The following is a 25616-nucleotide window of genomic DNA, read 5'->3' as shown; positions in this document are numbered from 1 at the left end:
CGGCCGTCTGGAAGGCGCTGCCTCCGGCCGGATCAGGCCGCGGACTGAGGCATGTCCACGTGGCCGACCTGCTTCTCCTCGGGCGAGGCCTCGCGCACGTCGGCCACCTTGACGTCGAAATGCAGCTTGCGCCCGGCCAGCGGATGGTTGCCGTCGATCTTGACCTGCGCTTCGCCGACCTCGACCACGGTGACGAGCAGCGGGCCGCGTTCGGTCTGGGCCTTGAACTGCATGCCGGGCTCGACCGCATCGACGCCCTTGAACGCTTCGCGCGGCACCGCCTGCACCAGCGCCTCGTTGCGCGGGCCGTAGGCCTCCTCGGGCTTCACGTCGACCTCGACGGCGTCGCCCGGCTTCTTGCCGTCGAGCGCCTTCTCCAGGCCGGGGACGATGTTGCCGGCGCCGTGCAGGTAGCTCAGCGGCTGCGACTCGGGCGAGCGGTCGATGACCTGGCCGTTCTCGTCGGTCAGGGTGTAGTGGATGGTGGCAACGCGTTCGGCGGCGATCTCCATGGATGATCTCCTCGATGAATGGGTGGAGGGGGAGGCGCCGGCGGTGTTCACGGCACGGGTAAGGGTCGAGCTGTCCAGGCAGGCTAGACAACTACGCCGCGCTCCGCAACCGCCGGCGCGCAGCGCGAGGCGGTCGCGCAGCCCTCCTGCCGCCGGCGGCGCCGGTGCGCGGCGCCCTGCAGACGCACGGTTGTGCGGTCCTTGCTTTGTCGGCGCGACGCGCTATGGCAAAGTGCGGGCTTCCTGAACGCGGAGCGAGAAATCATGCGCAGATGGCGGATGCCGTTGCTGTCGTCGTGGCTGCTGCTGGCCGTCGTCGCGGGCGCGTCGGCGCGCGAGGGCATGAGCCTGGAGCAGATCGCCACCGCGCGCGCCGTCACCAGCGTGGCGATCAGTCCCGACGGCGGCGAGACCGCCTACGTGCTGTCGGTGCCGCGGCGCCCCGGCGTCGACGACGACGGTCCCGCCTGGTCGGAGCTGCACGTGGTGGACCGCGCCGGCGACAGCCGCGGCTTCGTCACCGGCAAGGTGAGCGTGGCGTCGCCGGAATGGATGCCCGACGGCCGCCACATCGCTTTCCTGTCCAAGCGCGAAGGCGACGATCACCGCGCCCTCTACCGCATCCCGCTGCGCGGAGGCGAGGCCACGCGGATCGCCTCGCTCGGCTCGGCGATCTCCTCCTTCAGCCTGTCGCCCGACGGCCGTCAGGCGGCGCTGCTCGCCGGCGCGCCGGAAGACGAGGCGCTGAAGAAGCGCCGCAAGCAGGGCTTCACCCAGAAGGTGCACGAGGAGGACTGGCGGCCGGTGCAACTGTGGATCGCCGATCTCGACGACCAGGAGGCCGAGCCGCGTCTGGTCGAGGTCGAGGGCAGCGTGCAGAAGGCGCTGTGGAGCCCGGCCGGCGACCGGCTGGCGCTGGTGGTGGCGCCGCGCCAGCTCACCGACGACACCTACGTGGCGGCGCGGGTGCGCATCGTCGGGACCGACGGCCGCGAGCTGGGCCGCGTCGACAACCCCGGCAAGCTCGGCGACCTGGCCTGGAGCCCCGACGGCGCGCACCTGGCGGTCATTTCCGCCGAGGACGAGAACGATCCGCGCGAAGGGCGCCTCACCGTGGTCGGCAGCGCCGGCGGCGCGCAGCGCGACTTGCTGCCGGGCCTGGAGGGCCATGTCTGGAGCGTCGGCTGGCGCGACGCGTCGCGCCTGCTGTTCGTCAGCCATGAGGGCGTGCAGACCCGGCTGGGCGAGATCGGCGTGGACGGCGGCGGCGCGCGCACGGTGCTCGCGGCCGAGGGCCCGGTCTGGTACGGGATGAGCGTGGCGCGCAACGGCGCGGTCGCGCTGCTGGGCAACGCCCCAGAGCATCCCAACGAAGTGTTTCACCTGGCCGCGGACGCGGCGCAGCCGCGGCGCCTGACCGACAGCAATCCCTGGCTGTCCGGGGTCCGGTTCGCGCGCCAGGAGGTGGTGCGCTACCGCGCGCGCGACGGCCTGGAGCTGGAGGGCGTGCTGGTGCACCCGCTCGAGCGCCGCGGCAGCGCGCGCGTGCCGCTGATCCTGGTGGTGCACGGCGGGCCGGAATCGCATTACGCGAACGGCTGGATGAACAGCTACGCACAGCCGGCGCAGTACGCCGCCGGGCGCGGCTTCGCGATGTTCTTCCCCAACTACCGCGCCAGTACCGGACGCGGGGTGGCCTTCTCCAAGCTCGACCACGGCCGGCCCGGCATGGAGGAGTTCGACGACCTGGTGGACGGCGTCGACCATCTGGTCGAGATCGGCCTGGTCGACCGCGACAAGGTCGGCATCACCGGCGGCTCCTACGGCGGCTACGCCAGCGCCTGGGGCGCGACGTACTACAGCGAGCGCTTCGCCGCCTCGGTGATGTTCGTCGGGATCTCCGACCAGGCCAGCCTGGTCACCACCGGCGACATCCCGCAGGAACAGTACCTGGTGCACATGCAGACCTGGCCCTGGGAGAGCCCGGAGCTGTACCGCCAGGCCAGCCCGATCACCCATGCGCAGAAGTCGCGCACGCCCACCCTGATCCTGCACGGCGAGGCCGACCCGCGCGTGCCGCCGATGCAGTCCTACATGATGTACCGCTACCTGAAGCTGGCCGGCCAGGCGCCGGTGCGCCTGGTGCTCTATCCGGGCGAGGGCCACGGCAACGCGCGCGCCGCCTCGCGCTGGGACTATGCGCTGCGGCTGATGCGCTGGATGGAGCACTACCTGCAGGGTCCGGGCGGCGAGCCGCCGGAATACGAAATCGACTACCGCCTGCCGGAGGCGGAGAAGGCTTCCTGAGCGCGCGATCGCGGGGCGGCGCAGGAGGCGCGCCGAGGCGCTCGCCTGAACGCCGCCTCCACCCTGCTGACTGCATTCATCCGGACGGGCAGGCGCATCACGTCCCCTTGAGCGGGCGAGGACTACTCTTGGCGGCGTCGCATCGCATCAGAGCGATCGCGTACGTTTCCCCGGCGAATGCCGCATCCCCCCGTCGCACGACGATGATTTCCGTCGCAGGTGCGATTGCCAAGGAGAGTCCCCCATGAGCGACATCAACAAGAAGACGACCCATACCCTCAACGACCTGATCGCCATCGCCCGCGATGGCCGCGAGTTCTACGAGGAGGCCGCGCAGAAGGTGGACGACGTCGACCTGAAGGCGCTTTTCACCCGCCTGGCCGGCGTCAAGGCGGCGATCTCCAACGAGCTCGGCGGCGCGGTCCAGGCCGCCGGTGGCACCCCGGAGGATTCGGGCACCATGGCCGGCAACATGCGGCAGATGTACGCGAAGCTCCGCGCCGGCCTCGGCGACAAGGAGTACGGCTACGTGGCCGAGCTCGAGGAGTCCGAGGACCGTCTGCTGAAGGCGTTCCGCGAGGCCGCTTCGGACAACGACACCCCGGCCGCCGCGCGCGACATCGTGTCGCGCCTGCTGCCCGAGGTCCAGGCGTGTCACGACGTGATGCGCGATCGCAAGCTGGCGATGAAACGCGCCGCCTGATCGGCGGAACCGCTGCTGTCCCGGCTTCGCGCGCGGATCGCCGCGCGCGAGCCGGGGCAGTCGCGAGACAATCCGCGCAAGCAAGGAAAGACCGGCTGCCGGTGCAGCCGGTCTTTTTTCGTGGCGGATCCTCGCGCTTCGTTGGAGCGCAGTGGCCGGCGCTCGTTGCAAGCGCGATGGCGGCTGCGACGCCCGCGCGGCGAATCCGGCTTCCCTGCGGTCGCGTCCGCGAGCGCATGCCGCGGTGCGGCGGACGCCCGACTTCGATGGCCCGCGTTCCGGCGTAGCCCGCCTTCCGGCGTAGAATGCCGCCGACCGGAGGAACCGCATGTCGAAGCTGCTGCTCAACCTGCGCAACGTGCCCGACGACGAGGCGGCGGACGTGCGTGCCTTTCTCGACGCGAACCGCATCGCCTGGTACGAGACCAGGCCCGGGCCGTTCGGCATCTCGATGGGAGGAATCTGGGTCAAGCACGACCAGGACGTCCCCGAGGCCAAGCGCCTGATGGCCGATTACCAGGCCGGGCGCAGGACGCGGGTGCGCGCCGAGCACGAGGCCGCGCGCCGCGAGGGCCGCGAGGAGACCTTCGCCATGCTGCTGCGCGAACGCCCCGGCTGGGTCCTGCTGCGGGTGGCGGGGATCCTGCTGCTGCTGGCGTTGATGGCATTGCCCGGCTACCTGCTGTGGCGGTAACGTCCGCGCTGCGGCCGAATCCTGGCCGCGCCGCGGGCGGGGAGCGATGACGGCGATCGACGGCAAGGCAACGGACACCGGCGCGGACTTGCTGCCGACCGGCGCGGCACGCCGCCGGGTGTTGTTCGCCAGCCTGGTGGGCACCACGATCGAGTTCTTCGATTTCTACATCTACGCCACGGCGGCGGTGCTGGTGTTCCCGGCGCTGTTCTTTCCGTCGGCGGATCCGGCATCGGCCACCCTGCAGTCGCTGGCCACGTTCGCGCTGGCGTTCTTCGCGCGCCCGGTGGGCTCGGCGCTGTTCGGCCATTTCGGCGACCGCGTCGGCCGCAAGGCGACCCTGGTCGCGGCGCTGCTGACCATGGGAATTTCCACCGTGATCATCGGGCTGCTGCCCACCCATGCGCAGATCGGGGTGGCGGCACCGGCGTTGCTGGCGCTGTGCCGGCTCGGCCAGGGACTCGGGCTCGGCGGCGAATGGGGCGGGGCGGTACTGCTGGCCACCGAGAACGCGCCGCCGCATCGCCGCGCCTGGTACGGCATGTTTCCCCAGCTCGGCGCGCCGATCGGGTTCTTCATGGCCACCGGCATCTTCCTGCTGCTGACCGCGTCGATGGACGAGGCGACGTTCTTCTCCTGGGGCTGGCGGGTGCCGTTCCTGGCCAGCGCGGTGCTGGTCGGGGTGGGCCTGTGGGTCCGGCTGCGGATCCAGGAGACGCCGGCGTTCCGGCGCGTGCTCGACGGCGAACAGCGGGTGCGGCTGCCGATGGCCGAGGTGCTGTTGCGCCACCCCCGCGCGCTGCTGGTCGGCACCGCGCTGGCGCTGGCGACGTTCGTGCTGTTCTACCTGATGACCGTCTTCGCGCTGAGCTGGGGGACCTCTCGGTTCGGCTACTCCCGCGAACAGTTCCTCTGGCTGCAGATGGTCGGGGTGGTGTGTTTCGCCGCCACCATCCCGCTCGCCGCGCTGTATGCCGACCGCTTCGGGCGGCGCCGGGCGATGATTCTGGCGACGCTGGCGATCTTCGTGTTCGGACTCGGCTTCGCGCCGCTGTTCGTGGCCGGCGACGCAGGCGCGACGCTGCTGTTCCTGGTGCTGGGGCTCGGACTGATGGGGTTGACCTATGGCCCGGTAGGCACCCTGCTGGCGGGGCAGTTCCCGACCGCTGTGCGTTACACCGGCGCTTCGCTCGCGTTCAACCTGGCGGGCATCTTCGGCGCGTCGCTGGCGCCCTACATCGCCACCTGGCTTGCCGGCCGCTACGGCCTGCAGTCGGTGGGCTGGTACCTGTGCGGCGCGGCGCTGCTGACCCTTGCGGCGCTGCTGGCGGCGCCGCGGGACGAAGCGGAAGATGCGTCCCGCGGGCGCGCCGACGGCCGACGCGCTCACGCGGGATGAATGCCGCGGTCCTATGATCCTGTGCCGTCGCCCCTACGGACCGTTGCCATGGACACCCGCATTCGCCCCTTCTTTCTCGCTGGTTGCTGCGCGCTCGCCGCGGCTGCGCTGCCGACCGCCTGCGGCCCGACGCCCCCCGAGCGCGATGCCACTGCGCAACCGGCGACGCGCGCCGCTCCGCCGCCGCAGGAGGCGCGCGGGCCGGACCCGACGGTCGAGCGCTCCGAGCGCGCCGCGCCGCCGGAACTGCAGCCGGTGGCGTTGGGAGCGTTCGTTCCCGCCGATGCCGACGCCGAGGCGGCCACCGGACGTCTGGTCGTCGACGACGAATTCATCGAAGGCGCCAATGGCGCGCGCTTCGTCACCGAGCGCATCGCCATCGTCCGCGGCAGCGACCGCTACCGCCCGGGCGAACGCTATGCAGACGCGCTCGCAGTGGGCGGCGAGCAGCCGGTGGAACTGCGCCGGGTCCTGGAGGAGACGCATCCCGAGGCCGGTGCGGCAGAAGGGCTCTGCGGCGGGTCCGGCACCGGGTACATCGCGCTGGCCAGCACGCAGTCGAACGACGGCCAACGGATCAGCCTGCTCGGCCTGGGCGGCGACGCCGTCCCGGCGGCCGCGGCCGAGGACATCGTGCCGTGCAAGGCGGTCCGCTACGACGCGGGAGAATGACCGACGGGCTGCTCGACGCCGCCGCCCGCGCGCCGCCGGGCGGCCGCGCAGGCCGGTCGCCGGGGGCGGCCGTGCGCAGGGTTCCGGCCTAGTCCTTCAGCGGACCGCCGATCGACCACATGTGGCCGAACGGGTCGCGCAGCTGGCCGTAGCGCGCACCCCAGAACTGGTTGTCCAGCGGCATGGTCGCCTCCGCTCCGGCGGCCAGCGCCCGCGCCCAGGCCGTGTCGGCATCGTCCACCTCGAGGTGCAGCGTGCAGCTGGCGCCGCCCAGGCGGCTGGGTGCGCTGGCGCCGCTCCCGCCGAACTCGGGAAACTCGTCGTGGAGGTACAGCGCCTGGCCATCGAGATCCAGGTGCGCGTGCATCAATCGCTTGCCGTCGTCTGCGGCATGCTTCGCTTCCAGCCTGGCGCCGAAGGCCTGCTCGTAGAACGCGATCGCCTGCTCGCCGTCGTTGACGACCAGGTGTGGGACGAGTGCCTTGTTGCTCATGAGGTCTCCTTGCGATGTCGCCCGGCCCCCCTGTGTCCGGGGAGGATAGCGGGATCCGCGAAGCCCGGGAATCGCGGCACGCCGAGGATCGGCGGGATGGCGCGCCATCCGCGCTTCACTGGCGGGCGTACGGATCAGGGTGCCGGCAGTCGCAGGGCGTACTCGCTTTCCAGTCGGGTATGGGCGGGCCAGAAGCTGGCGGGCGCGCGGCCATGCAGACGATCGAGCAGGACGCCCAGGTGGGCGTGCCAGCCGCTGGCGACGCTGATCATGGTGTCGCGCCCGCGCAGGCGGCGATGGGTGAGCACCAGCAGTACCGCATCGTCGCGCTCCTGCAGTTCGAAGCGGACCTCGGAGGCATCGTCGTCCTCCCCGCCCCAGGTATAGGCGAGCAGCCGCGGGGGGGCGCAGGCCGTGACCCGTCCCGCCAGCGCGACCGGGCCTCCGCAACCGGCGTACTTCGCCGGCGGCGCGTCGTCGTGGCCGGTCAGCGCGTCGTTGTGGAACAGCAGTTCGCTGCGGCCGCCGACGTGCAGCTCGATCGCGCCGGCGGCCAGCCACAGGCGGCGTTTTTCCGGATCTGTCAGGTACTCCCAGACCCGCTCCAGCGGCCCGGGCAGCAGGCGTTCGATGCGTACCGTGTCGGCGGCGACGCGTTCGGCGTAGGCCTCGTTCATCTCGGGCTCCATCGGAGGGGCGTCACCATTCGCGTTCGGACGGCGAGACCAGGTGGACGATCGAGGCCGGGCTCAGGATCCAGAACGAGCGTGCCCCGTCCCCGAGCGGCTCGATGTCGTCGCAGCGCACGATGGCGGCATCCCGCAGGCGCGCCGCGGTCGCGTCGATATCGTCGGTGGTCACCTGCAGCCAGATCTCGGCCTGGCTGAGCGCGGGTGCACGGTCGATCCACAACTGGTTGGCGCCGAACTCGAAGCCGATCGCGGGCTCGTGTCCGGTGAGCGGCCTGAGCCCCAGCACATCGCGATAGAACGCGACGGTGGCGTCCCAGGCATGGGGCGGAACCTTCATCGCGATGTTGCGGCCGCCTCGGAGGGTAGGAGTGCGGGTCATGGCCGTTCTCCCGGTGCCGGGGAGGCATCCTCGCCGGCATCGGGCGATTCGCACCATCGCCTGAGCATGTCCAGGACCACGCCCCAGGCGCAGTTGCAGAACCCGAAAAAGGGGCTGTCCTCATCCCAGTCCCGGTGCTGGAAGTCGACCACGGTCATCGGCTTTCCCTCGTGCTCGAGTCCAAGCCATTGGCCGGGGCTCGGCCGCTCCTCGAGTTCGAAGACGATGTGGGTCCCGGTCCAGGCGGATGCCGGGCTGCGCTCGGGATGGGTGCTCACGACCTCCCACTCGATGCGCTTTCCCGGCGTGCTTTCCAGCACCCTCATGCGCACATCGCCATGGGCGGGGCCAGGGCTGTGCGCCAGCACCGGGCCGGTGTCGGTCTCGGTGGACGTGTGCGGCGCCCACCAGCGTCCCAGGCCCTCCGCAGTCGCGAGCGCCGAGTACACGAGCGAACGGGGTGCGTCGATCCAGATCTGGTGGTGAAGAGTCGTCATTGATGATCTCCGTCGTTGGGGCGGCTCTGCACGGGCCGGGCGGGCTGCAGGGATGGGCCTGCAAGGCGGCTCAGCGCCGTTTTCTTCCTGGCCTGCCGGCGGACGCTGGCGGCGCTTCCGCCGCCAGCAGCGCGGCCAGCGCATCCAGGCGCTGGTTCCAGAAGCGCTCGTAGTGGCGCAGCCACTCCGCCCCGGCGTGCAGCGGATGGGCGTCGATCCGGACGCGGTGGGTGCGGCCCTCGACGGTGCGGCGGACCAGACCCGCACGTTCGAGCACCTGGATGTGCTTCGAGGCGGCAGCCAGCGACATGTCGAAGGGCAGGGCGAGCTCGCCGACGCTGGCCTCGCCTTCCGCCAGGCGCTGGAGCATGGCGCGGCGGGTGCGGTCGGAAAGCGCCTGGAACACCGCATCGAGCCGTTCGGGTGATCGTTCAACCATGAGGTTGAATGTCTCGCGGCGCGTGGCATTTGTCAACCATATGGTTGAGCTTCGCGGAGGACGGCCGGTCATGACCATCGGCACCCCGTCCGGAGCGCTTCGGTGCCCTAAAGTCGTCGGCCGCCGGTTTCGCGCCGACGCACCGCCGCCAGGAGTCCCGCAATGACCCGATCCGCATTTCATGCGCGCGCCTTGCTCGCGGTGCTGCTCCTTGCCGCGGTGGTCCTGCCCGCCTGGGCCGGCCGCAACCTCGCGTTCGAGCCCTACGGGGCGGTGGCCGGCGGCACCGTGGCCGTGGCGATGCGCGAGGGGGATGCGCCCGGCGCCGCGTTCGACCAGGTCGACGCAGCCAGCGGCGGCGCGCTGCGGCGTGCGGTCGGGGCGATGGACTTCGAGGGCAAGGCGGGGACCCAGCTCGACCTGCCGGGAATCGGGGCCTACGACCGCGTGCTGGTGGTCGGGATCGGCGACGGCGCCGCGTCGCCGCGCATGCTGGAGGATCTGGGCGGTGCGGTCGGGCAGATGGCCGCCGGCAGCACCGCGCCACGCATCGAGCTGCTCTGGGACGGCGACCAGTCCGACGCCGGGGCGCACCTGGCCTTCGGGGCTGAACTGGGTCGGTACCGTTTCGATCGCTACCGCTCGGCCGATGCCGGCAAGGCGCCGGTCGGCCGGGGCGAACTGGTGATCCGGACGCCAGCGGGCGCCCGCGCAGGCGAGGTGTACGCGGCCCAGTGGGCGCCGGTGGCCGCGGCAGTGGCGTTTGCGCGCGACCTCGTCACCGAGCCGGGCGGCGCGGTATGGCCCGAGGAGTTCGTGGCCCGGACGCGGGAGGCGTTCGCCGGGATCGCCAACGTCGAGATCGCGGTGCTGGACGTGGCGGCGATGGAACGGCTGGGGATGGGCGGCATCCTCTCGGTGGGCCAGGGCAGCGCGCGTCCGCCGCGACTGCTCGCGGTCCGCTATCGCGGCGGACGTGGCGGCGACGCCCCGATCGCCTTCGTCGGCAAGGGCATCACCTTCGATTCCGGCGGCATCTCGCTCAAGGACGGCGATGGCATGTGGCGCATGAAGTACGACATGAGCGGCGCCGCGGCGGCGACCGGGGCGGTGCTGGCGATCGCCGGCCGCCGCGCACCCGTCGACGTGGTGGCGGTGGCCGCGCTGGCCGAGAACATGCCCTCCGGGACCGCGGGCCGGCCGGGCGACGTGGTGCGCACGGCGTCCGGCCGGACCTTCGAGGTGATGAGCACCGACGCCGAGGGCCGCATGGTGCTGACCGATGCGGTCTGGTACGCGCAGCGCGAGTTCTCGCCGCGGGCGGTGATCGACATCGCCACCCTGACCGGCTCGATCGTCACCGCGCTGGGCGACGAGTACGCCGGCCTGTTCTCCAACGACGACACCCTCGCCGCGCAGCTGCAGGCCGCCGGCGCGGCTGCGGGGGAGGAGCTCTGGCGCATGCCGCTGCATCCCTCCTACGCCGAGGACCTGGAGTCCCCCATCGCGGACCTGCGCAACGGCGGGGTGCGCGGCGCCGGCGCCGGGATCGGCGCGCACTTCATCGGCAGCTGGATCGAGGACGGCATGCCCTGGGCCCACCTGGACATCGCCGGGATGGCCTGGCGCGAGAGCGAGGGCCTGCCGACCTCGCCGGCGGGCGCCACCGGGTTCGGGGTCCGGCTGTTCGACCGTCTGGTCCGCGATGCCCACGAGTAGCGGCGTCCCCGCGCTCGGCAAGCAGGTCCGCCGGCGCCGGCTGCGCCTTACAATCCGCGCATGCTGACCAACGTCGCCGCCTACCGTTTCGCGCCCATCGCCGATCCGCCTGCGCTCGCCGCGCGGGTGCGCGACTGGGCCGGGGGGGAGGGCCTGCGCGGTACGGTGCTGGTGGCGGAGGAGGGGATCAACCTGTTCCTGGCGGGCGCCGATGCGGCGGTCGCGGCGTTCATGTGCCGGCTGCGCGCCGAACCCGGCCTGGACCGGCTGCAGGCGAAATACAGCTACAGCCGCGCGCAGCCCTTCGCGCGACTGAAGGTCAAGCGCAAGCAGGAGATCATCAGCTTCCGCCGCGCCGGCGGTGCGCCGCTGGCTCGCCGTGCGCCGACGGTGGACCCCGCGGACCTGGCCCGCTGGATCGCCAATGGGGCGGACGATGGCGGCCGGCGCCTGGTGCTGCTGGACACGCGCAACCGCGAGGAAGTCGGCTACGGAACCTTCGATGGCGCGCTGGCGCTGCCGATCGACAATTTCACCGAGCTGCCCGGGGCGCTCGGGCCGCACCGGGACGCGCTGGCCGATGCCACCGTGGTGAGCTTCTGCACCGGGGGGATCCGCTGCGAGAAGGCGGCGCTGTGGATGCGCGATGCCGGCATGGACAACGTGCTGCAGCTCGAGGGCGGGATCCTCGGCTATTTCGAGCAGGTCGGCGGGTTCGGCTACCGGGGCGAGTGTTTCGTCTTCGACGGCCGGGTGGCGCTGGACCCCGCGCTGCGCCCGCGCGTCGACGCCGCCCCGGCGCTGGAGGAAGCGGCGTGAGCTGGCTCGGCATCGTCGTCATCATTCTCGGCCTGTACCTGGCCTTCAAGCTGGTAGGCGTGGTGTTGAAGCTGGCGATGTGGGTACTGGTGGTCGTGGGCGCGTACTGGTTCCTGGCGCCGCTCCTGGGGTGGCCGGAGCTGGCGGAGCTGGTGTACGTGCTGGGTCCGGACACGAACGGGGTGCTGTGAGCGGCATGTGATTCACCCGGCCTTTGCCGGGGCTGCGCTGAGATGGCGCCTCCCCCATGCACGGCAGGCCAGTCCCATGAGCGACCCGGACCGCAGCGAGCACATCCGCAAGCTCGCCGGACTCATCGAAGACGTCGACATCGCGATGCTCACCACCATCGGACCCGACGGCCGGCTGGTGAGCCGGCCGCTCGGCACCCAGGAGGTGGAGTTCGACGGCGATCTGTGGTTCGCCACCGGCGCCGACAGCGGCAAGGTGGCGGAGATCCGCGCCAACCCGCACGTCAACGTCGCCTACGCCAGTCCATCGAAGAACGTCTACGTCTCGGTCGCGGGTATCGCGAGCATCGTCGACGATCGCGAGAAGATCGAGCGCTTCTGGTCGCCGGCGATGAAGATCTATTTCCCGGAGGGCAAGGACGATCCCAATCTGCGCCTGATCCGGGTGGGCGCGCAATCGGCCGAATACTGGGACGGTCCGGGCAGCGCGGTGGGCAAGGCCCTGTACCTGGCGACCGCCGCGGTGACGGGAGATGCCGGCGCGATGTCGGACAACGAGCGCATCGACCTGTCCTGACGGCGGCGGCCGGGCGGGTCCCGTCGGCGCGCACGGCACGGCTCCGGCCGGGTTGCGGCGTTGCCGGGCCTGGGCGGACGGTGCGAGCGTCGGTGGCATGCCGTTCCTGCGGGGGGGGGCGTTCGTGGGGGCGGCCCGCGGGCCTCGGCCTTCAGAAGAACTCGCGCGACGGCAGCACGATGCGTCGCTGCGGCCGCCCGACGAGATCCAGGAAGTTGTTGAACACCGCATCGGCATGCGCCTGCATCGTCGCGATGTGCTCGCGGGTGTGGACGCGGATGGTCTCGGCGTCGTGCGCGAGTCCGGAGCCCGCGAGTTCGTCCCGGTAGTGCGGGTTGGTGAGCCAGCGTTCGACCAGCGGCTGGTCCATCTCGAGGTGGAACTGGAAGCCGTAGGCGGAGTCGCCCGAGCGGAACGCCTGCGGCTCGCAGGTGTCGGTGCGCGCCAGGTGGACGGCCGCACGCGGCACTTCGAACTGGTAGCGGTGCCACTGGAACACCGGTGTCGCGCCGCGCAGCGGGGCCAGCACGCGGTCCTCGCGGCCGGCCTCGGTCGCGTACAGGCGGTACCAGCCGATCTCCGGATTCTCGCGGCGCGCGACTCCGGCGCCGAGCACGTGCGCCAGCAGCTGCGCGCCCAGGCAGATCCCGAGCACGGGCTTGCCCTGCTGCAGCATGCGCTCGATCGCGCGCAGTTCGGTGCGCAGGTGCGGGCGGTGCGCCTGGTCGTCGACGTTCACCGGGCCGCCCAGCACCACCAGTCCGCGATAGCGGTCGACGTTCGGCTGGGCGTCGGGTTCGCGCTCGAAGTTGACGAAGCGGATGCGATGGCCGCGCCGCCGGATCAGCGGATCGAGCGTGCCGAGCGGTTCTGCGGCGACGTGCTGGAACACGAGGATGCGGGGCATCGCGGGATTCTACGGCGTCGCCGCGCCAGGCAGTCCCATCCGTCGAATTGATCCATCACCGTCGCCACGGGGCGGCGCCAATGAATAGCCGCGTCTGGCAGTTGGTTCGTCGGAAGAACGCCTTCGGTCGACCGCGCGGGGCGTGAGCCGCACCGGGGGTGTTGCTCCGCCCTTCGGTCCGGCCGCGCCAGGCAGTGCCATCCGTCGTGGTGATCCATCACCGTCGCCACGGGGCTGCGCCAATGAATCGCCGTGTCTGGCGATGGTTCGTTCGGAAGAGCGCCTTCGGTCGAGTGCGCGGGGCGTGAGCCGCACCGGGGGTGTTGCTCCGCCCTTCAGTCCGGCCGCGCCAGGCAGTCCCATCCGTCGAACTGATCCATCACCGTCGCCACGGGGTTGCGCCAATGAATAGCCGCCTCTGGCAGGTGGTTTCTTAAGAGCGCCTACGGTCGACCGCGCGGGGCGTGAGCCGCGCCGGGGGTGTTGCTCCGCCCTTCGGTCCGGCCATCCATGGCCGGACTCAGGGCCGCAGGCCATCCATGGCCTGCTCTCCGCAACACCCCCGGCACGGCTCCCGCTGCGGGGTTGGTCGGCTTCGGAGGGATGGGCTACCGGGAATCCGATAGCGAATCGCCGGCCCGGGCGCCGCTGGCTCCGAAGCCCGCGAACCCACCGTTCAAGACGATCCCGAGAGCCGAAACCCGCCTCAGCTCCATTACCGACGCCTCGAACACCAATCACGAATCACGAATCACGAGTCCCCCGCCGCGGCGGCTTTCTTGCCGGGCGCGGCGCGCGCTTGCCGGTGTCCGCCGTGTCGGCGGCCTCCGCGCGGCGCATGCGCAGCTGCTGGCCGGCCACGCGCACGCGCTTGAGGTGCTCGAGCAGCTCGCGCGGCATGCCCTCGGGCAGGTCGACCAGGCTGTGTTCCTCGCGGATGTCGATGCGGCCGATGAAGCGGCTCTCCAGGTCGGCCTCGTTGGCGATCGCGCCGACGATGTTGCCCGGCTGCACGCCGTGGCGATGGCCGACCTCGATCCGGAAGGTCTCCAGGCCGGCTTCCGGCGCGCGTGCGTTGGGCTCGCGCGCCCGGCGCGGGCGCTCGCCGGCATCGTCGGCGCTGCGCGAGGGACGCGCCGCATCGCGCGGGGGACGCGGCGACCGTTCCGGTGTCGCCTTGGCGCGCTCGCGCGGCGGCTCCAGCAGCAGCGGGGTGTCGCCCTGCAGCAGCACCGCCAGCGCCGCGGCGATCTCGATCGCCGGCACGTTGCGCTCGCGCTCGTAGCGCTCGACGAGTTCGCGGAACACGCCGGCCTGAGGGCTTTCCAGGCCGCTGCCGATGCGCTCTAGGAATTTCGCCACGCGTCGCTCGTTGACGGTCTCCACGCTCGGCAGCTCCATCGGCTCGATCTTCTGCCGGGTGGCGCGCTCGATCGCCGCCAGCATGCCGCGCTCGCGCGGCGAGACGAACAGGATCGCCTCGCCGCTGCGCCCGGCGCGGCCGGTGCGGCCGATGCGGTGCACGTAGCTCTCGGTGTCGTAGGGGATGTCGTAGTTGAGCACGTGGCTGATGCGGTCCACGTCCAGGCCGCGCGCGGCCACGTCGGTGGCGACCAGGATGTCGATGCGCCCGTCCTTGAGCGACTGCACCATCTTCTCGCGCTGCTTCTGTTCGACGTCGCCGTGGATCGCCGCGGCCGACAGTCCGCGCGCGGCCAGTTTCTCGGCCAGTTCCTGGGTGCCGAGCTTGGTGCGCGCGAACACCAGCATGCCGTCGAACGGCTCGGCCTCGAGGATCCGGGTCAGGGCATCGAGCTTGTTGACCCCGCTGACCATCCAGTAGCGCTGGCGGATGTTGCGTGCGGTGGTGGTGCTCGACTTGATCGCGATCTCGACCGGGTCCTTCAGGTAGGTCTGGGCGATGCGCCGGATCTGGGTCGGCATGGTGGCCGAGAACAGCGCGACCTGGCGATTCTCCGGAGTCTTCTTGAGCACCGCCTCGACATCGTCGATGAAGCCCATGCGCAGCATTTCGTCGGCTTCGTCCAGCACCAGGCAGCGCAGTTCCGACAGGTCCAGGGTGCCGCGATCGAGATGGTCGATCACCCGCCCCGGGGTTCCGACCACCACCTGCACGCCGCGCTTGAGCGCGCCCAGCTGCTGGCCGTAGCCCTGGCCGCCGTACACCGGCAACACGTGGAAGCCGGGCAGGTGGGTGGCGTACTTCTGGAACGCCTCGGCCACCTGGATCGCCAGCTCGCGGGTCGGCGCCAGGACCAGGGCCTGCGGCTTGCGCGCGGCCGGGTCCAGCCGCGCCAGCACCGGCAGGGCGAACGCCGCAGTCTTGCCGGTGCCGGTCTGGGCCTGGCCGAGCACGTCGCGGCCGGCCAGCAGCGGCGGGATGGTCGCGGCCTGGATCGGCGAGGGCGATTCGTAGCCGACATCGGCCAGGGCGCGCAGCAGCGGCTCGGGCAGGGCGAGGTCGGCGAAGCGGATGTCGGGGCCGTTCTCGGCGCTCATGCAGGGGTCCGGTTGCGGCCGGCGGGCGGCCGGCAGGGGGCGCATGTTACGCCCTTGCGCGCGAACGCCGGCTGATGCGCCGCGAGCGCGGCCGGTGAGCCGGCGTTCGCAGCGGCCCTGCTAGGCTCCGCCGGCATGCACCAGCCAACCTTCGACAACGCCTTCCTGCGCGAACTGCCCGGCGATCCGGAGTCCGGGCCGCGCCTGCGCCAGGTCCACGGCGCGGCCTGGTCGCGGGTTTCGCCCACTCCGGTCGCGGCGCCGCGCCTGCTCGCGCACTCCCGCGAGATGGCGGCTGCGCTCGGATTCGCCGATTCCGACGTGCGCAGCTCCCAGTTTGCCCGGGTGTTCGCCGGCAACGCACTGCTGGAGGGCATGGACCCGTTCGCGTCCAACTACGGCGGACATCAGTTCGGCCAGTGGGCGGGCCAGCTCGGCGACGGCCGTGCGATCTCGCTGGGCGAGACGATCGGCGCCGATGGCGCGCGCTGGGAACTGCAGCTGAAGGGCGCGGGGCCGACCCCGTACTCGCGCCGGGCCGACGGCCGCGCGGTGCTGCGCTCGTCGATCCGCGAGTTCCTGTGCAGCGAGGCCATGCACCACCTGGGCGTTCCGACCACCCGTGCGCTGAGCCTGGTCGGCACCGGCGAGGCGGTGGAGCGGGACATGTTCTACGACGGTCGTCCGCGCGACGAGCCCGGGGCCGTCGTCTGCCGCGTCTCGCCCTCGTTCATCCGTTTCGGCTCCTTCGAGCTGCCGGCCTCGCGCGGCGATACCGCGCTGTTGCGGCGGCTCGCCGACTTCACCCTCCGCCGCGACTTCCCGCATCTGCGGGGCAGCGGCGAATCGCTGTACGGCGACTGGTTCGGCGAGGTCTGCGAGCGCACCGCGCTGCTGGTCGCGCACTGGATGCGGGTGGGGTTCGTCCATGGCGTGCTCAACACCGACAACATGTCGATCCTCGGGCTGACCATCGACTATGGCCCGTACGGGTGGATCGACAACCACGATCCCGACTGGACCCCGAACACCACCGACGCGCACGGACGCCGCTATCGCTTCGGCTGGCAGCCGCGGGTGGCGCACTGGAACCTGTCGCGGCTGGCGCAGGCGCTGGCGCCGCTGTTCGGCGATGCCGCCCCGCTGCAGGCGGGGCTGGACCGGTACGGGGCGGCCTTCGTGGCCGCCGACCGCGACAACGTGGCGCGCAAGTTCGGGTTGGCCGAATGTCGCGAAGGCGATCCGGCGCTGGCGGCGCAGCTGTACGAACTGCTGCACGCGGCCGAGGCGGACATGACCATCTTCTTCCGCGCGCTGGCCGATCTCGATGCCGACGAACCGGCGCTGGGGCCGCTGCGCGATGCCTTCTACGACCAGGCGAAGCTGCGGACGCACGAGACGGCGTTCCTCGACTGGCTCGCGCGCTACGCCGCCCGGCTGCACGACGATGCGTTCACGCCGGCGCAGCGCCGCGCGCGCATGAACGCCGCCAACCCCTGCTACGTGCCGCGCAACTGGCTGGCGCAGCGAGCGATCGACCGCGCCCACGAGGGCGATCTGGAAGGCGTGAACGAGCTGCTGGAGGTGATGCGGCGCCCATACGAAGAGCAGCCCGGGAGGGAGGACTTCGCGGCCCGCCGGCCGGACTGGGCGCGCGACCGCGCCGGCTGTTCGATGCTGTCCTGCAGCTCCTGAGGGAGGGTTGCCCGCCGGACGACGCCCCCCCGGAAGGAGCGTGCCCGGCGCGGCCGGCGATGCCGGCAATCGCCGCCGACCCGCCCCGAGACTCCTCCGGCTTTCGCGGCCATGGGCCGCTCCTACGAGACGCGGGTGTTCCTGCGAGGATCTCCCGCAGGAGCGTGCCATGCACGCGAAGGCCGGCGCGGCCGGCAATGCCCGGAATCGCTACCGACCCTGCCGGAGATTGCGCGGCTTTCGCGACCACGGCCCGCTACGGGGAAGGGCGGGCGTTCCTGTGGACAGCGTGCTGCCCAGGTAGCGGAAAGCCGGCTCATTGGCCGGCTTTCTTCTCCTTCTTCGCTGCGCGCTTTTCCTTCAGCGATTTTTCCGGCTTCTTCTTCTCTTCCTTCTTCTTGTCGAGGCTCTTGGCCATGACGGGGCTCCGCGGGTGGTGACGAGGTGGCGCAAATGTACTGCTTGGAGGGCGCGGCGAACAGGGGGGAGGGCGGGAGACGAAGCGGCGACCGGTAGACTATGCCGATGCCCCTGATCACCCTGAACGCGGTCGACGTGAGCGTCGGCGGCCCCCTGTTGCTCGAGCGCGCCGAGCTGTCCATCGAATCCGGCGAGCGGATCGCCCTGATCGGCCGCAACGGGGCCGGAAAATCCACCCTGTTGCGGGTTCTGGCGGGAGAGCAGGCGCCGGACGACGGCGAGGTGCGTCGCGCAGACGGGGTACGGGTGGCGCGGCTGGAGCAGGAGGTGCCGCCAGGGGCGGGCGGCGACGTGTTCGACGTGGTCGCCGCCGGGTTGGGGGATTTGGGCGCCGCCCTGGCCGAGTATCACCATCTGCTCCACGCCGACGACCTGGACACCGACGCCCTGGCCGCGGCGCAGGCGCGGATCGAGGCCGGCGGCGGCTGGGAACTCGACCGGCGCGTAGGGGAGATCCTGACCCGGCTGGACCTGGACGGCGACGTCGCGTTCGCTTCGCTGTCGGGCGGCATGAAGCGCCGGGTGCTGCTGGCGCGGGCGCTGGTGGCGGCGCCCGACCTGCTGCTGCTGGACGAGCCCACCAACCATCTCGACATCGCCGCGATCGACTGGCTCGAGGAGTTCCTGCGCGGCTGGCCGGGCGCGCTGGTGTTCGTCACCCACGACCGGCGCTTCCTGCGCGCCCTGGCCACCCGCATCGTCGAGATCGAGCGCGGCCGGGTGACCAGCTGGCCCGGCGACTGGGGCAACTACCTGCGCCGCCGCGAGGAGCGGCTGAACGCCGAGTCGCAGGAGAACGCGCGCTTCGACAAGCTGCTGGCCCAGGAGGAGGCCTGGATTCGGCAGGGGATCAAGGCGCGCCGCACCCGCGACGAGGGCCGGGTGCGGCGCCTGCAGGCGATGCGCAGCGAGCGCGCGCAGCGCCGCGATCCGGCCGGCAGCGTGCGCATGCAGGCGGCCCAGGCCGGCGCCTCGGGGAAGAAGGTGATCGAGGCCCGTGGCGTGTCGTTCCGCTACGGCGACGGCCGGCCGCTGCTGGAGGACTTCTCGACCACGATCCTGCGCGGCGATCGCATCGGCCTGATCGGCCCCAACGGCAGCGGCAAGACCACGCTGCTGCGACTGCTGCTGGGCGGCCTGCAGCCGCAGGCGGGCGAGATGCGCATCGGCACCCAGCTGCAGGTGGCCTACTTCGACCAGTACCGCGCCGCCCTGCGCGAGGACTGGAACGCGCTGGAGAACGTCGCCGAGGGGCAGGAGTTTCTCGAGATCAACGGCCAGCGCAAGCACGTCATCGGCTACCTGCAGGACTTCCTGTTCACACCGGAACGCGCGCGCGCGCCGATCACCCGCCTGTCCGGCGGGGAGCGCAACCGGTTGTTGCTGGCGAAGCTGTTCGCGCAGCCCTCCAACCTGCTGGTGATGGACGAGCCGACCAACGATCTCGACGTCGAGACCCTGGAACTGCTCGAGGACCTGCTGGCCGAGTACCCCGGCACGCTGCTGCTGGTCAGCCACGACCGCGACTTCCTCGACAACGTGGTGACCTCGACCCTGGTGATGGAAGGGAACGGCCGCGTCGGCGAGTACGTGGGCGGCTACAGCGACTGGCTGCGGCAGCGGCCGGCGCGGGCAGCGCCGTCCCCGCCAGCGCCGGTGGCGGCCGCAGCGCCGCCTCCGGACGTAGCCGCGCCGGCGAAATCCGGCGCGCCGCGGGCGGCGGGCACCGGCGAGGACTCCGCTGGGCCTGCAGCGCCGCGTGCCCGCCGCAAGCTGGGCTACAAGGACGCGCGCGAGCTGGAGCAGCTGCCGGCACGCATCGAGCGGCTGGAAGAAGAACTCGCGGCGCTCACCGCGGCCATGGCCGATCCGGCGTTCTACCGCCGTGAGCAGGACGCCATCGCCGACCATCACGGGGCCCTGGCGGACAGGCAGGCGGAACTCGAGCGCGCGTACGCGCGCTGGGAAGCGCTGGAGCGCGCCTCGGGAGACTGAGCCGGCCTTCGGCTCTGCGCGCCTGGCTGCCCGGGCGTCGTCGCTGCCGTCGCTCCCACGCCACCAGGTGTCGCCTCGGGAGGACGTGCCGGGCGGCGCATCGAGCCCGATCGTGTAGGAGTCGCGACCCCCGAGGGGTCGGCGGTTCCGGTGGCCGGCCGCCGCGAGCGCGGGCGCGGTCAGTCCTCGCGCGGCTTGATGCGGGTGCCATCTTCCAGGTCGTCGGCGGGATACAGCACCACCCGCTCGCCCTCCTGCAGGCCGCCCAGGACTTCCGCTTCGCGGCTGTTGCGCCGGCCCAGCTCGAGCTTGCGCAGCCGCGCGCGGCCGCCGTCGGCGACAAAGGCCGCCCAGTCGTCGCCGTCGCGGAACAGGCTGCCGACCGGCAGCCTCAGCGCATCCGCCTTGTGCCAGACCACGACGCGCACCTCGACCCGGTAGGCGTCGCCCAACGCCTCGCGCGCCTCGACGGGATCCTCGAAATCGACGATCACGTTGACCCGCTGCTCCTCCACGCCCAGCGCCGAGATTTTCAGGAAACCGGCCGGCTCGATGCGCCGCACCCGCCCGCGCAGGGTGTCGCCGCCGCCCCACTGCTCGATCAGCACGGCGTCGCCCGGCGAGACGCGCACCGCCTCGGAGGACAGCAGGTCCGCGACGATCTCCAGCCCGCGCGCGTTGCCCAACTCCAGCAGTTCGGCGCCCGCCGGCACCACGCCACGGCTTTCGCGCAGGCGCCGCAGCACCACGCCGTCGACGGGCGCCAGCACCAGCAGGTCCTCGCTGTCGGGATCCGGGCGGGATGGCGCCCGACCCTCCGATTCCGGATCCTGGCGCATCAGCCGCGCGCGGGCGGCGGCCAGCTCGTGGCGGGCCTGGGCGACCGCATGGTCCGCCGACTGCAGCGCCTCGCCGGCGGCGTCCGCCTCGGCCTGCTGGGCCTCGACGGCGTCGCGGGCGATCGCGCCGCTGTCCTGGAGCGCGCGCAGGCGCAGGAACTGCTGCCGCGCGCGGGTGGCGATGGTGGCGGTGCGGCCACGCTCGGCCTGCACGCGCGCGAGCGCTGCAGCGCTGGCCTGCACCGCGGCCTCGAGTTCGGCGCGGGTGCGCGCGTCCAGCGGCGCCGGCGCCGCCGGGCGCATGCGCGCCACCACGGTGCGTCCGGCCTCGACCGGGTCGCCGGGCTCCAGTTCGATGCGGCGCACCTCGCCGGCGACGGGCGCCGAGACCATGTAGCGCTCGCGGACCCGGGTCTCGCCCTCCTCGTCGACGGTGACCATCAGCTCGCCGATGGTGGCGGTGGCGAGTTCGACCTCGGCCGCCCGCGGCCACAGCGCCAGCGCCAGCAGCATCACGACCACCGCGATCCCGGCCCAGACGCTGCGCCGCTTCAGGAAGCCGAACCTGCGCAGCAGCGCGGACTTGCGGCCGGCGGCTTCACTCTTGCCGGTCATGATGCCTGGTCCTCATGGCTTCTCTCTCCTCATGGTTCATTCGCGCGTCTTCAGCACCCCGACCAGGTCCAGCCGATCGAGCCGCCGCCGCACCACCAGCCCGGAGACCGCCGCCGCGGCGATCACCACCAGCGCCGCCCAGGCCAGGGTCGACGGATCGATGGTCAGCTGGAAACGGTACACCTCGCTCTCGATCTGCTTCACCATGGCCTGCGACATCAGGTAGCCGAGCACTGCGCCGAGCGGCAGCGACAGTGCGGTCAGGATCACCAGTTCGCCGAGCAGGATCAGCGAGATCTCGGCGCGGGTGAAACCGAGCACGCGCAGGCTGGCCAGTTCGCGCGAGCGCTCCGAGAGCGAGACCCGCGCCGCGTTGTAGATCACCCCGAAGGCGATGATCCCGGCGAACACCACGTTGATGGTGATCATCAGGCCGATGTTCTCGGACATGGTGCGGCGGAAATTCTCGATCACGGTGCGCTTGATCGCCACGCCGGCCACCACCGGCAGCGCCTTGAGCGCCCGCGACAGCGCTTCCTCGTGCGCCGGATCGGTCTTCAGCGCGGCGCCGGTCAGGGTCGCGCCCTCGCGCATCAGGCTCCGCAGGGCGTCGATCTCCATGTAGACCGACAGCCCCAGGGCGTCGTCGACCAGCCCCGAAACCTGCACGCGGCGGTGCGGCCGGCTGCCCTGCAGCACCTCGAGCATCACCTCGTCGCCGGGGCCGACCCCGAGGATCTCGGCGAGCATCGAGGACAGCACCACCCCCTCCGGCGGCACCGGCAGGGCGCGGCCGTCGGCGCCGACGATGCGTCGCAGCCGCGCGTCGCTGCCGACACCGGTGACAGCCAGGTCGCGATGGCGGTGGCCTGCGCGCAGGCGCGCGGGCACAGTGCGCTGCGGTTCCACTGTGAGCACGCCGGGCAGCCGTGCCAGGGCATGGCCGGCCGCGGCCGAGGCCGGCTCGACGAAGTTGACGGTCACGTCCTGGCGTTCGGCCACCGCGAACTGCTGCACGATCAGGCGATCCACCGAGGCCACCATGGCGAACCCGAACAGCAGGATGCCGCCGGCGAAGGCGGTGCCGACGATCGACGCCAGCGCGCGCAGCGGCTGGCGCTCGAGGTTGCGCAGGATCATCCGCATGGCGGTGCCGAGGCGCTCGCGGATGCCGGGCCGCTCGATCAGGCTGCGGCGGTAGCGCGCCGGCGGTTCCGGCCGCATCGCCTCGGCCGGCGGGATCCGCACCGCGCGCCGCACCGCCGACCAGGCGCCGGCCGCCGCGGTCGCCAGGCTCGCGGCCAGGGCGCCCAGCGCCACCGCCGGCGAGACGTGGTAGGCGGTCTCGGGAAAGCTGAAGTACTGGGCGTACAGGTCGGTCATCTGCGCCCCGAGCCAGGCGCCGGCGGCCACGCCCAGCAGCGCGCCGGCCGCGGCGATCGCCAGTGCCCACTTCATGTAGTGCCAGGCGAGTTCGTCGTTGCGGTAGCCCAGCGCCTTGAGCGCGGCGAGCTGCGGCCGCTGCAGCGTCAGCGCGCGGTTGAGCGCCACGTTGAGCACGAACCCGGCGACCAGCAGGAACATCGCCGGAACCGCCACGCCCATGCTGCGCAGCTGCTGCAGTTCCGACTCCAGGATCCAGTGCGAGGGCTGCAGCTCCCGCGGCAGCGCGCCGAGGCCGCCATGGCGCTCCAGCAGGTCGTCCAGCCGCGCGATCACCTCATCGACCTGCGTCCCGGGGGCCAGCTTCAGCGCGACGTCGTTGAAGCCGCCCTCCATGTCGAAGGCGGCCGCCAGCGCACGCCGCTCCATCCAGAACACCCCGAAGCGGCGATCGTCCGGGATGATCTCGCCGGGGCGGATGCTGTAGACGTACTCGGGCGACATGGCCACGCCGACGATCTCCAGGTCGCGCCAGCGGCCGTTGATGATCGCGCCCACCCGATCGCCGACGCGGAAGCCGTTGGCGTCGACGAAGGCGGCGCTGGCCAGCACCTCGTCGGGCCGGCCCGGAGCGATCCAGCGGCCGCTGCGCAGGTACAGGTCGTTGAGCGCCGGGCGGCGGTCGGCGGGCACCGAGACCAGGCGGCCGCTGGCCGGCTCGTCGAGGCCGGGCACGTCCAGCACCACGTCGGCGACCACGCGCGTCTCGGTGCGGGCCACGCCGGGGATCGCGGCGATGCGCGCGGCCACAGGCTCCGGCGCGCGCTTGAGGTTGGCGAACACGTCGGCGAAACGCTGGCGCTCGTAGTAGGCGCGCTGGCTGCGCTCCAGGGACTGGAAGTTGGACAGGTACATCACCCACATGGTCATGCCGGCGGCGAGCACCAGGGCGATCGCGGTCGCCTGCCCGGCCATCGCACGCAGGTCGCGCAGAAGTTTCCTGTTCAGTGCCGAGATGCGCACCGGTTCACCATTCCAGCTCGTCGGGGGAGACGCGCTGCGCGTTGCGCTCGGACGAGACGATCCGCCCGTCTGCCATGCGCAGCACCACGTCGGCCATGCCGGCGATCGAGGCGTTGTGGGTGATCACCAGGGTGGTGGTGCCCATCTCGGCATTGGCCTGCGCCAGCGCCTTGAGCACCACCACGCCGGTGGACAGGTCGAGCGCGCCGGTGGGCTCGTCGCACAGCAGCACCGCCGGGCGCTTGGCCACCGCGCGCGCGATCGCCACGCGCTGCTGCTCGCCGCCGGACAGCTGCGAGGGGAAATGGTCGAGGCGATTCTGCAGCCCCACCAGGGCCAGGGCGTCTTCGGGCGGGAGCGGGTCGTCGACGATCTCGGTCACCAGCGCGACGTTCTCGCGGGCGGTCAGGCTGGGGATCAGGTTGTAGAACTGGAACACGAAGCCGACGTGCTCGCGCCGGTAGCGGGTCAGCGCGCCCTCGTCGCCGGCGTCGAGCGTCCGCCCGCGGTAGCGGATGGTGCCGCTGGTGGGGGTGTCGAGGCCGCCGAGCAGGTTGAGCAGGGTGGACTTGCCGGACCCCGACGCGCCCAGCAGCACCACGAACTCGCGCGCGTCGAGGGTCAGGTCGACGTCGTCGAGCGCGCGGACCTCCACCTCGCCCATGGTGTAGATCTTGGTAAGGCCCTCGACCTCGAACACCGGTTCGCGCGCGTCGTCGTCTTCGTCCGTCATCGTCGGTCGGTGCGGGAGGGAGCGGACAGGGGCTTCGGGAGTGGCGGCCGGGCGCCGGGCAGCGGATCGGATGGTCCTGGACTCATGCGGACCGGCGGGGCGCGATGCCGCGCGATGGCGCGGTCGCGAACGGTCGCTGCCCGGGCCGCCTCAGTCCTCCAGGTACGCGCCGCAGCCATGGTACTCCCGGTCGCCGACCCGCAGCCGCGCGGCGGCCTCGAAGCGCTCGCCGCTCATCGGGTCCGCGCAGGACTCGCGGGCGATCTCGAGACGGACCTCGGTGCCGTCGCCGGTCTCGCCGTGGAACCCCGAGCCGTCGTCGAGCGGGGCGGCATCGGCGAGCTCGATGCGGCGCTCGCCGTAGTCCAGCTGCGCCGACAGGTTCGGCTGTTCCCCGTCGCCGATCTCCACCAGCCAGCCCGGCTCCTGGCCCAACGCGCGGAACGCGACGCCGCGCGCTGCGGCCGCCTCCCAGGGCGAGACATGCTCGGTCGGCACGCATTCGCGAGTGGGCTCTCCGGCCAGCGCCAGCGAGGCCGGCGCTCCGCTGCGGAAGACGTTGCCGGCGTCGTCGACGTAGTCCGCGCCGTCGCCCGCCAGGGTGCGCCGCTGCCCGGAGTAGGCCAGCTCCACGCTGTCGCCATCGGCGGTGAAGCGCGCACCGACCGCGAGCTCGCCGCACTGGTAGCGCACGACAGGCGCCTCGGCCGCGGTCTCGGTGAATCCGCTCTGCGCAGCGGTTCCGTCGGCGGCGTCGTCGGTCGCGGCGTTGCCGGGCGCCTCGGCTGAGGGGGCGGGAGGCTGGCAGGCGGCCAGGACCATGGACAGGGAGACGGCGGCGAAGAAAGCGTGGCGGGTGGTCATCGGATCTCCGGGCGGTCGCGGCAGGCTCAGGGCGTGGTGGTGCGCAGCATGCGGAATTCGACGGTCGCGGCGCTGCCAGGCTGCACCGCGACCGGGGTCTCGGTGGCGAAGAACACCTCGCCCTGCGGCGTGGAGAGCGTGACGCCGAGGCCGTAACGGCCGCCTTCGCGCAGGCGTGCCGGGTCGTAGGGCAGGGCGAAGTCGTAGGGCGGGCCGGATAGAGGGGTGAAGCTTGCCGCGGCGACGACCGCGCCGGGTGCGCCTGCTGCGGCGTCGCGGTCGAGCAGGCGCACCTCGAGCACCGAGTCGGACGGCATCAGCATCTTTTCGTAGTAGGTGGCGCGCCCGCGGATCATCGCGTGCTCCGCGGCGGCGAGGCCGGCATTGGTGGCCGGTGGCGGTGGCGACTGGCAGCCCGTCGGCGCGAGCAGCAGGCAGCAGGCGAGGACGGCGGGGCGGGCGGGCATGG

The 25616-nt window shown here is 72.0% G+C and carries 24 protein-coding genes; 11 read left to right on the top strand and 13 right to left on the bottom strand.

Annotation, left to right across the window (positions count from 1 at the left end; all coding sequences use genetic code 11):
- Positions 1–32: 32 nt before the first annotated feature.
- Positions 33–512, bottom strand: a complete 480-nt coding sequence (locus tag H0E84_RS13380) for an FKBP-type peptidyl-prolyl cis-trans isomerase (RefSeq protein WP_180679158.1) — start codon at positions 510–512, stop codon at positions 33–35.
- A gap of 264 nt (positions 513–776) precedes the next feature.
- Between H0E84_RS13380 and H0E84_RS13375 the strand changes: the two genes are divergently transcribed.
- The 5 genes from H0E84_RS13375 (at position 777) to H0E84_RS13355 (ending at position 6287) form a co-directional block, all read left to right on the top strand.
- Positions 777–2819, top strand: a complete 2043-nt coding sequence (locus tag H0E84_RS13375; RefSeq protein ID WP_180679157.1) for a S9 family peptidase — start codon at positions 777–779, stop codon at positions 2817–2819.
- Positions 2820–3063: 244 nt separating this feature from the next.
- Positions 3064–3522, top strand: a complete 459-nt coding sequence (locus H0E84_RS13370; protein WP_180679156.1) for a PA2169 family four-helix-bundle protein — start codon at positions 3064–3066, stop codon at positions 3520–3522.
- A 328-nt stretch (positions 3523–3850) separates the two neighbouring features.
- Positions 3851–4216: a DUF6164 family protein gene (locus H0E84_RS13365; RefSeq protein ID WP_180679155.1), complete on the top strand. Its 366-nt coding sequence runs from the start codon at positions 3851–3853 to the stop codon at positions 4214–4216.
- A 46-nt stretch (positions 4217–4262) separates the two neighbouring features.
- Positions 4263–5615: an MFS transporter gene (locus H0E84_RS13360; RefSeq protein WP_180679154.1), complete on the top strand. Its 1353-nt coding sequence runs from the start codon at positions 4263–4265 to the stop codon at positions 5613–5615.
- Positions 5616–5663: 48 nt separating this feature from the next.
- Entirely contained in the window at positions 5664–6287 is a 624-nt protein-coding gene (locus tag H0E84_RS13355) for a hypothetical protein (RefSeq protein ID WP_180679153.1), read from the top strand.
- A gap of 88 nt (positions 6288–6375) precedes the next feature.
- Here H0E84_RS13355 and H0E84_RS13350 read toward each other — a convergent pair whose 3' ends face one another.
- From H0E84_RS13350 to H0E84_RS13330, 5 genes are all read right to left on the bottom strand, one after another.
- Positions 6376–6780 (bottom strand): VOC family protein, encoded by a 405-nt coding sequence (locus H0E84_RS13350; RefSeq protein WP_180679152.1) that lies wholly within the window; start codon positions 6778–6780, stop codon positions 6376–6378.
- Between the two features lie 134 nt (positions 6781–6914).
- On the bottom strand, positions 6915–7457 hold the full coding sequence (locus tag H0E84_RS13345; protein WP_180679151.1) for an SRPBCC family protein: 543 nt from the start codon (positions 7455–7457) through the stop codon (positions 6915–6917).
- A gap of 22 nt (positions 7458–7479) precedes the next feature.
- Complete coding sequence (locus H0E84_RS13340; protein ID WP_180679150.1) at positions 7480–7851, bottom strand: VOC family protein; 372 nt, start codon at positions 7849–7851, stop codon at positions 7480–7482.
- Positions 7848–8348, bottom strand: a complete 501-nt coding sequence (locus H0E84_RS13335) for an SRPBCC family protein (protein ID WP_180679149.1) — start codon at positions 8346–8348, stop codon at positions 7848–7850. The genes H0E84_RS13340 and H0E84_RS13335 overlap by 4 nt, the downstream gene beginning before the upstream one ends.
- Positions 8349–8418: 70 nt before the next feature.
- On the bottom strand, positions 8419–8787 hold the full coding sequence (locus tag H0E84_RS13330) for an ArsR/SmtB family transcription factor (RefSeq protein ID WP_180679148.1): 369 nt from the start codon (positions 8785–8787) through the stop codon (positions 8419–8421).
- A gap of 162 nt (positions 8788–8949) precedes the next feature.
- Between H0E84_RS13330 and H0E84_RS13325 the strand changes: the two genes are divergently transcribed.
- The 4 genes from H0E84_RS13325 (at position 8950) to H0E84_RS13310 (ending at position 12093) form a co-directional block, all read left to right on the top strand.
- Entirely contained in the window at positions 8950–10506 is a 1557-nt protein-coding gene (locus tag H0E84_RS13325; protein WP_180679147.1) for a leucyl aminopeptidase, read from the top strand.
- 60 nt (positions 10507–10566) lie between these two features.
- Positions 10567–11325, top strand: coding sequence for a sulfurtransferase (locus H0E84_RS13320; RefSeq protein WP_180679146.1), 759 nt, complete (start codon positions 10567–10569; stop codon positions 11323–11325).
- Positions 11322–11516, top strand: coding sequence for a hypothetical protein (locus H0E84_RS13315; protein ID WP_180679145.1), 195 nt, complete (start codon positions 11322–11324; stop codon positions 11514–11516). The genes H0E84_RS13320 and H0E84_RS13315 overlap by 4 nt, the downstream gene beginning before the upstream one ends.
- A gap of 76 nt (positions 11517–11592) precedes the next feature.
- Positions 11593–12093, top strand: a complete 501-nt coding sequence (locus H0E84_RS13310; protein ID WP_180679144.1) for a pyridoxamine 5'-phosphate oxidase family protein — start codon at positions 11593–11595, stop codon at positions 12091–12093.
- A gap of 151 nt (positions 12094–12244) precedes the next feature.
- Here H0E84_RS13310 and H0E84_RS13305 read toward each other — a convergent pair whose 3' ends face one another.
- Both H0E84_RS13305 and H0E84_RS13300 read right to left on the bottom strand, forming a co-directional pair.
- Positions 12245–13000 carry a type 1 glutamine amidotransferase gene (locus tag H0E84_RS13305; RefSeq protein WP_180679143.1) on the bottom strand — a complete coding sequence of 252 codons (756 nt, stop codon included), beginning with the start codon at positions 12998–13000 and terminating at the stop codon, positions 12245–12247.
- Between the two features lie 744 nt (positions 13001–13744).
- Positions 13745–15520 (bottom strand): DEAD/DEAH box helicase, encoded by a 1776-nt coding sequence (locus H0E84_RS13300; protein WP_180679142.1) that lies wholly within the window; start codon positions 15518–15520, stop codon positions 13745–13747.
- 135 nt (positions 15521–15655) lie between these two features.
- Here H0E84_RS13300 and H0E84_RS13295 point away from each other — a divergent pair, with 135 nt between their 5' ends.
- Positions 15656–17215, top strand: a complete 1560-nt coding sequence (locus tag H0E84_RS13295) for a protein adenylyltransferase SelO (RefSeq protein WP_180679141.1) — start codon at positions 15656–15658, stop codon at positions 17213–17215.
- A 525-nt stretch (positions 17216–17740) separates the two neighbouring features.
- Entirely contained in the window at positions 17741–19690 is a 1950-nt protein-coding gene (locus H0E84_RS13290; RefSeq protein ID WP_180679140.1) for an ATP-binding cassette domain-containing protein, read from the top strand.
- A gap of 179 nt (positions 19691–19869) precedes the next feature.
- On the opposite strand, the gene H0E84_RS13285 is transcribed toward H0E84_RS13290, so the two are convergent.
- From H0E84_RS13285 to H0E84_RS13265, 5 genes are all read right to left on the bottom strand, one after another.
- Positions 19870–21144 carry an efflux RND transporter periplasmic adaptor subunit gene (locus H0E84_RS13285; RefSeq protein ID WP_180679139.1) on the bottom strand — a complete coding sequence of 425 codons (1275 nt, stop codon included), beginning with the start codon at positions 21142–21144 and terminating at the stop codon, positions 19870–19872.
- A 36-nt stretch (positions 21145–21180) separates the two neighbouring features.
- Positions 21181–23550 carry an FtsX-like permease family protein gene (locus tag H0E84_RS13280; RefSeq protein WP_219339747.1) on the bottom strand — a complete coding sequence of 790 codons (2370 nt, stop codon included), beginning with the start codon at positions 23548–23550 and terminating at the stop codon, positions 21181–21183.
- A gap of 4 nt (positions 23551–23554) precedes the next feature.
- A complete protein-coding gene (locus H0E84_RS13275) occupies positions 23555–24283 on the bottom strand; it encodes an ABC transporter ATP-binding protein (RefSeq protein ID WP_180679138.1) in 729 nt (242 codons plus the stop codon).
- A gap of 150 nt (positions 24284–24433) precedes the next feature.
- On the bottom strand, positions 24434–25147 hold the full coding sequence (locus H0E84_RS13270; RefSeq protein ID WP_180679137.1) for a hypothetical protein: 714 nt from the start codon (positions 25145–25147) through the stop codon (positions 24434–24436).
- Between the two features lie 26 nt (positions 25148–25173).
- A complete protein-coding gene (locus H0E84_RS13265) occupies positions 25174–25614 on the bottom strand; it encodes a YbaY family lipoprotein (protein ID WP_180679136.1) in 441 nt (146 codons plus the stop codon).
- Positions 25615–25616 lie beyond the last annotated feature (2 nt).

The sequence above is a fragment of the Luteimonas salinisoli genome (assembly GCF_013425525.1).
Classification (GTDB): Bacteria; Pseudomonadota; Gammaproteobacteria; order Xanthomonadales; family Xanthomonadaceae; genus Luteimonas; species Luteimonas salinisoli.
Note: the sequence above shows the minus strand (reverse complement) of the source record. Positions and strands in the feature narration are given on the sequence as shown.

Excerpts from the sequence above, each read along its gene's own strand:
- H0E84_RS13300 (WP_180679142.1), bottom strand. The coding sequence starts at position 15,520 with ATGAGCGCCGAGAACGGCCCCGACATCCGCTTCGCCGACCTCGCCCTG.
- H0E84_RS13340 (WP_180679150.1), bottom strand. The coding sequence starts at position 7,851 with ATGACCCGCACTCCTACCCTCCGAGGCGGCCGCAACATCGCGATGAAG.
- H0E84_RS13350 (WP_180679152.1), bottom strand. The coding sequence starts at position 6,780 with ATGAGCAACAAGGCACTCGTCCCACACCTGGTCGTCAACGACGGCGAG.
- H0E84_RS13290 (WP_180679140.1), top strand. The coding sequence starts at position 17,741 with ATGCCCCTGATCACCCTGAACGCGGTCGACGTGAGCGTCGGCGGCCCC.
- H0E84_RS13325 (WP_180679147.1), top strand. The coding sequence starts at position 8,950 with ATGACCCGATCCGCATTTCATGCGCGCGCCTTGCTCGCGGTGCTGCTC.
- H0E84_RS13345 (WP_180679151.1), bottom strand. The coding sequence starts at position 7,457 with ATGAACGAGGCCTACGCCGAACGCGTCGCCGCCGACACGGTACGCATC.
- H0E84_RS13270 (WP_180679137.1), bottom strand. The coding sequence starts at position 25,147 with ATGACCACCCGCCACGCTTTCTTCGCCGCCGTCTCCCTGTCCATGGTC.
- H0E84_RS13265 (WP_180679136.1), bottom strand. The coding sequence starts at position 25,614 with ATGCCCGCCCGCCCCGCCGTCCTCGCCTGCTGCCTGCTGCTCGCGCCG.
- H0E84_RS13355 (WP_180679153.1), top strand. The coding sequence starts at position 5,664 with ATGGACACCCGCATTCGCCCCTTCTTTCTCGCTGGTTGCTGCGCGCTC.
- H0E84_RS13275 (WP_180679138.1), bottom strand. The coding sequence starts at position 24,283 with ATGACGGACGAAGACGACGACGCGCGCGAACCGGTGTTCGAGGTCGAG.
- H0E84_RS13360 (WP_180679154.1), top strand. The coding sequence starts at position 4,263 with ATGACGGCGATCGACGGCAAGGCAACGGACACCGGCGCGGACTTGCTG.
- H0E84_RS13285 (WP_180679139.1), bottom strand. The coding sequence starts at position 21,144 with ATGACCGGCAAGAGTGAAGCCGCCGGCCGCAAGTCCGCGCTGCTGCGC.
- H0E84_RS13370 (WP_180679156.1), top strand. The coding sequence starts at position 3,064 with ATGAGCGACATCAACAAGAAGACGACCCATACCCTCAACGACCTGATC.
- H0E84_RS13365 (WP_180679155.1), top strand. The coding sequence starts at position 3,851 with ATGTCGAAGCTGCTGCTCAACCTGCGCAACGTGCCCGACGACGAGGCG.
- H0E84_RS13295 (WP_180679141.1), top strand. The coding sequence starts at position 15,656 with ATGCACCAGCCAACCTTCGACAACGCCTTCCTGCGCGAACTGCCCGGC.
- H0E84_RS13335 (WP_180679149.1), bottom strand. The coding sequence starts at position 8,348 with ATGACGACTCTTCACCACCAGATCTGGATCGACGCACCCCGTTCGCTC.
- H0E84_RS13330 (WP_180679148.1), bottom strand. The coding sequence starts at position 8,787 with ATGGTTGAACGATCACCCGAACGGCTCGATGCGGTGTTCCAGGCGCTT.
- H0E84_RS13375 (WP_180679157.1), top strand. The coding sequence starts at position 777 with ATGCGCAGATGGCGGATGCCGTTGCTGTCGTCGTGGCTGCTGCTGGCC.
- H0E84_RS13310 (WP_180679144.1), top strand. The coding sequence starts at position 11,593 with ATGAGCGACCCGGACCGCAGCGAGCACATCCGCAAGCTCGCCGGACTC.
- H0E84_RS13320 (WP_180679146.1), top strand. The coding sequence starts at position 10,567 with ATGCTGACCAACGTCGCCGCCTACCGTTTCGCGCCCATCGCCGATCCG.
- H0E84_RS13305 (WP_180679143.1), bottom strand. The coding sequence starts at position 13,000 with ATGCCCCGCATCCTCGTGTTCCAGCACGTCGCCGCAGAACCGCTCGGC.
- H0E84_RS13380 (WP_180679158.1), bottom strand. The coding sequence starts at position 512 with ATGGAGATCGCCGCCGAACGCGTTGCCACCATCCACTACACCCTGACC.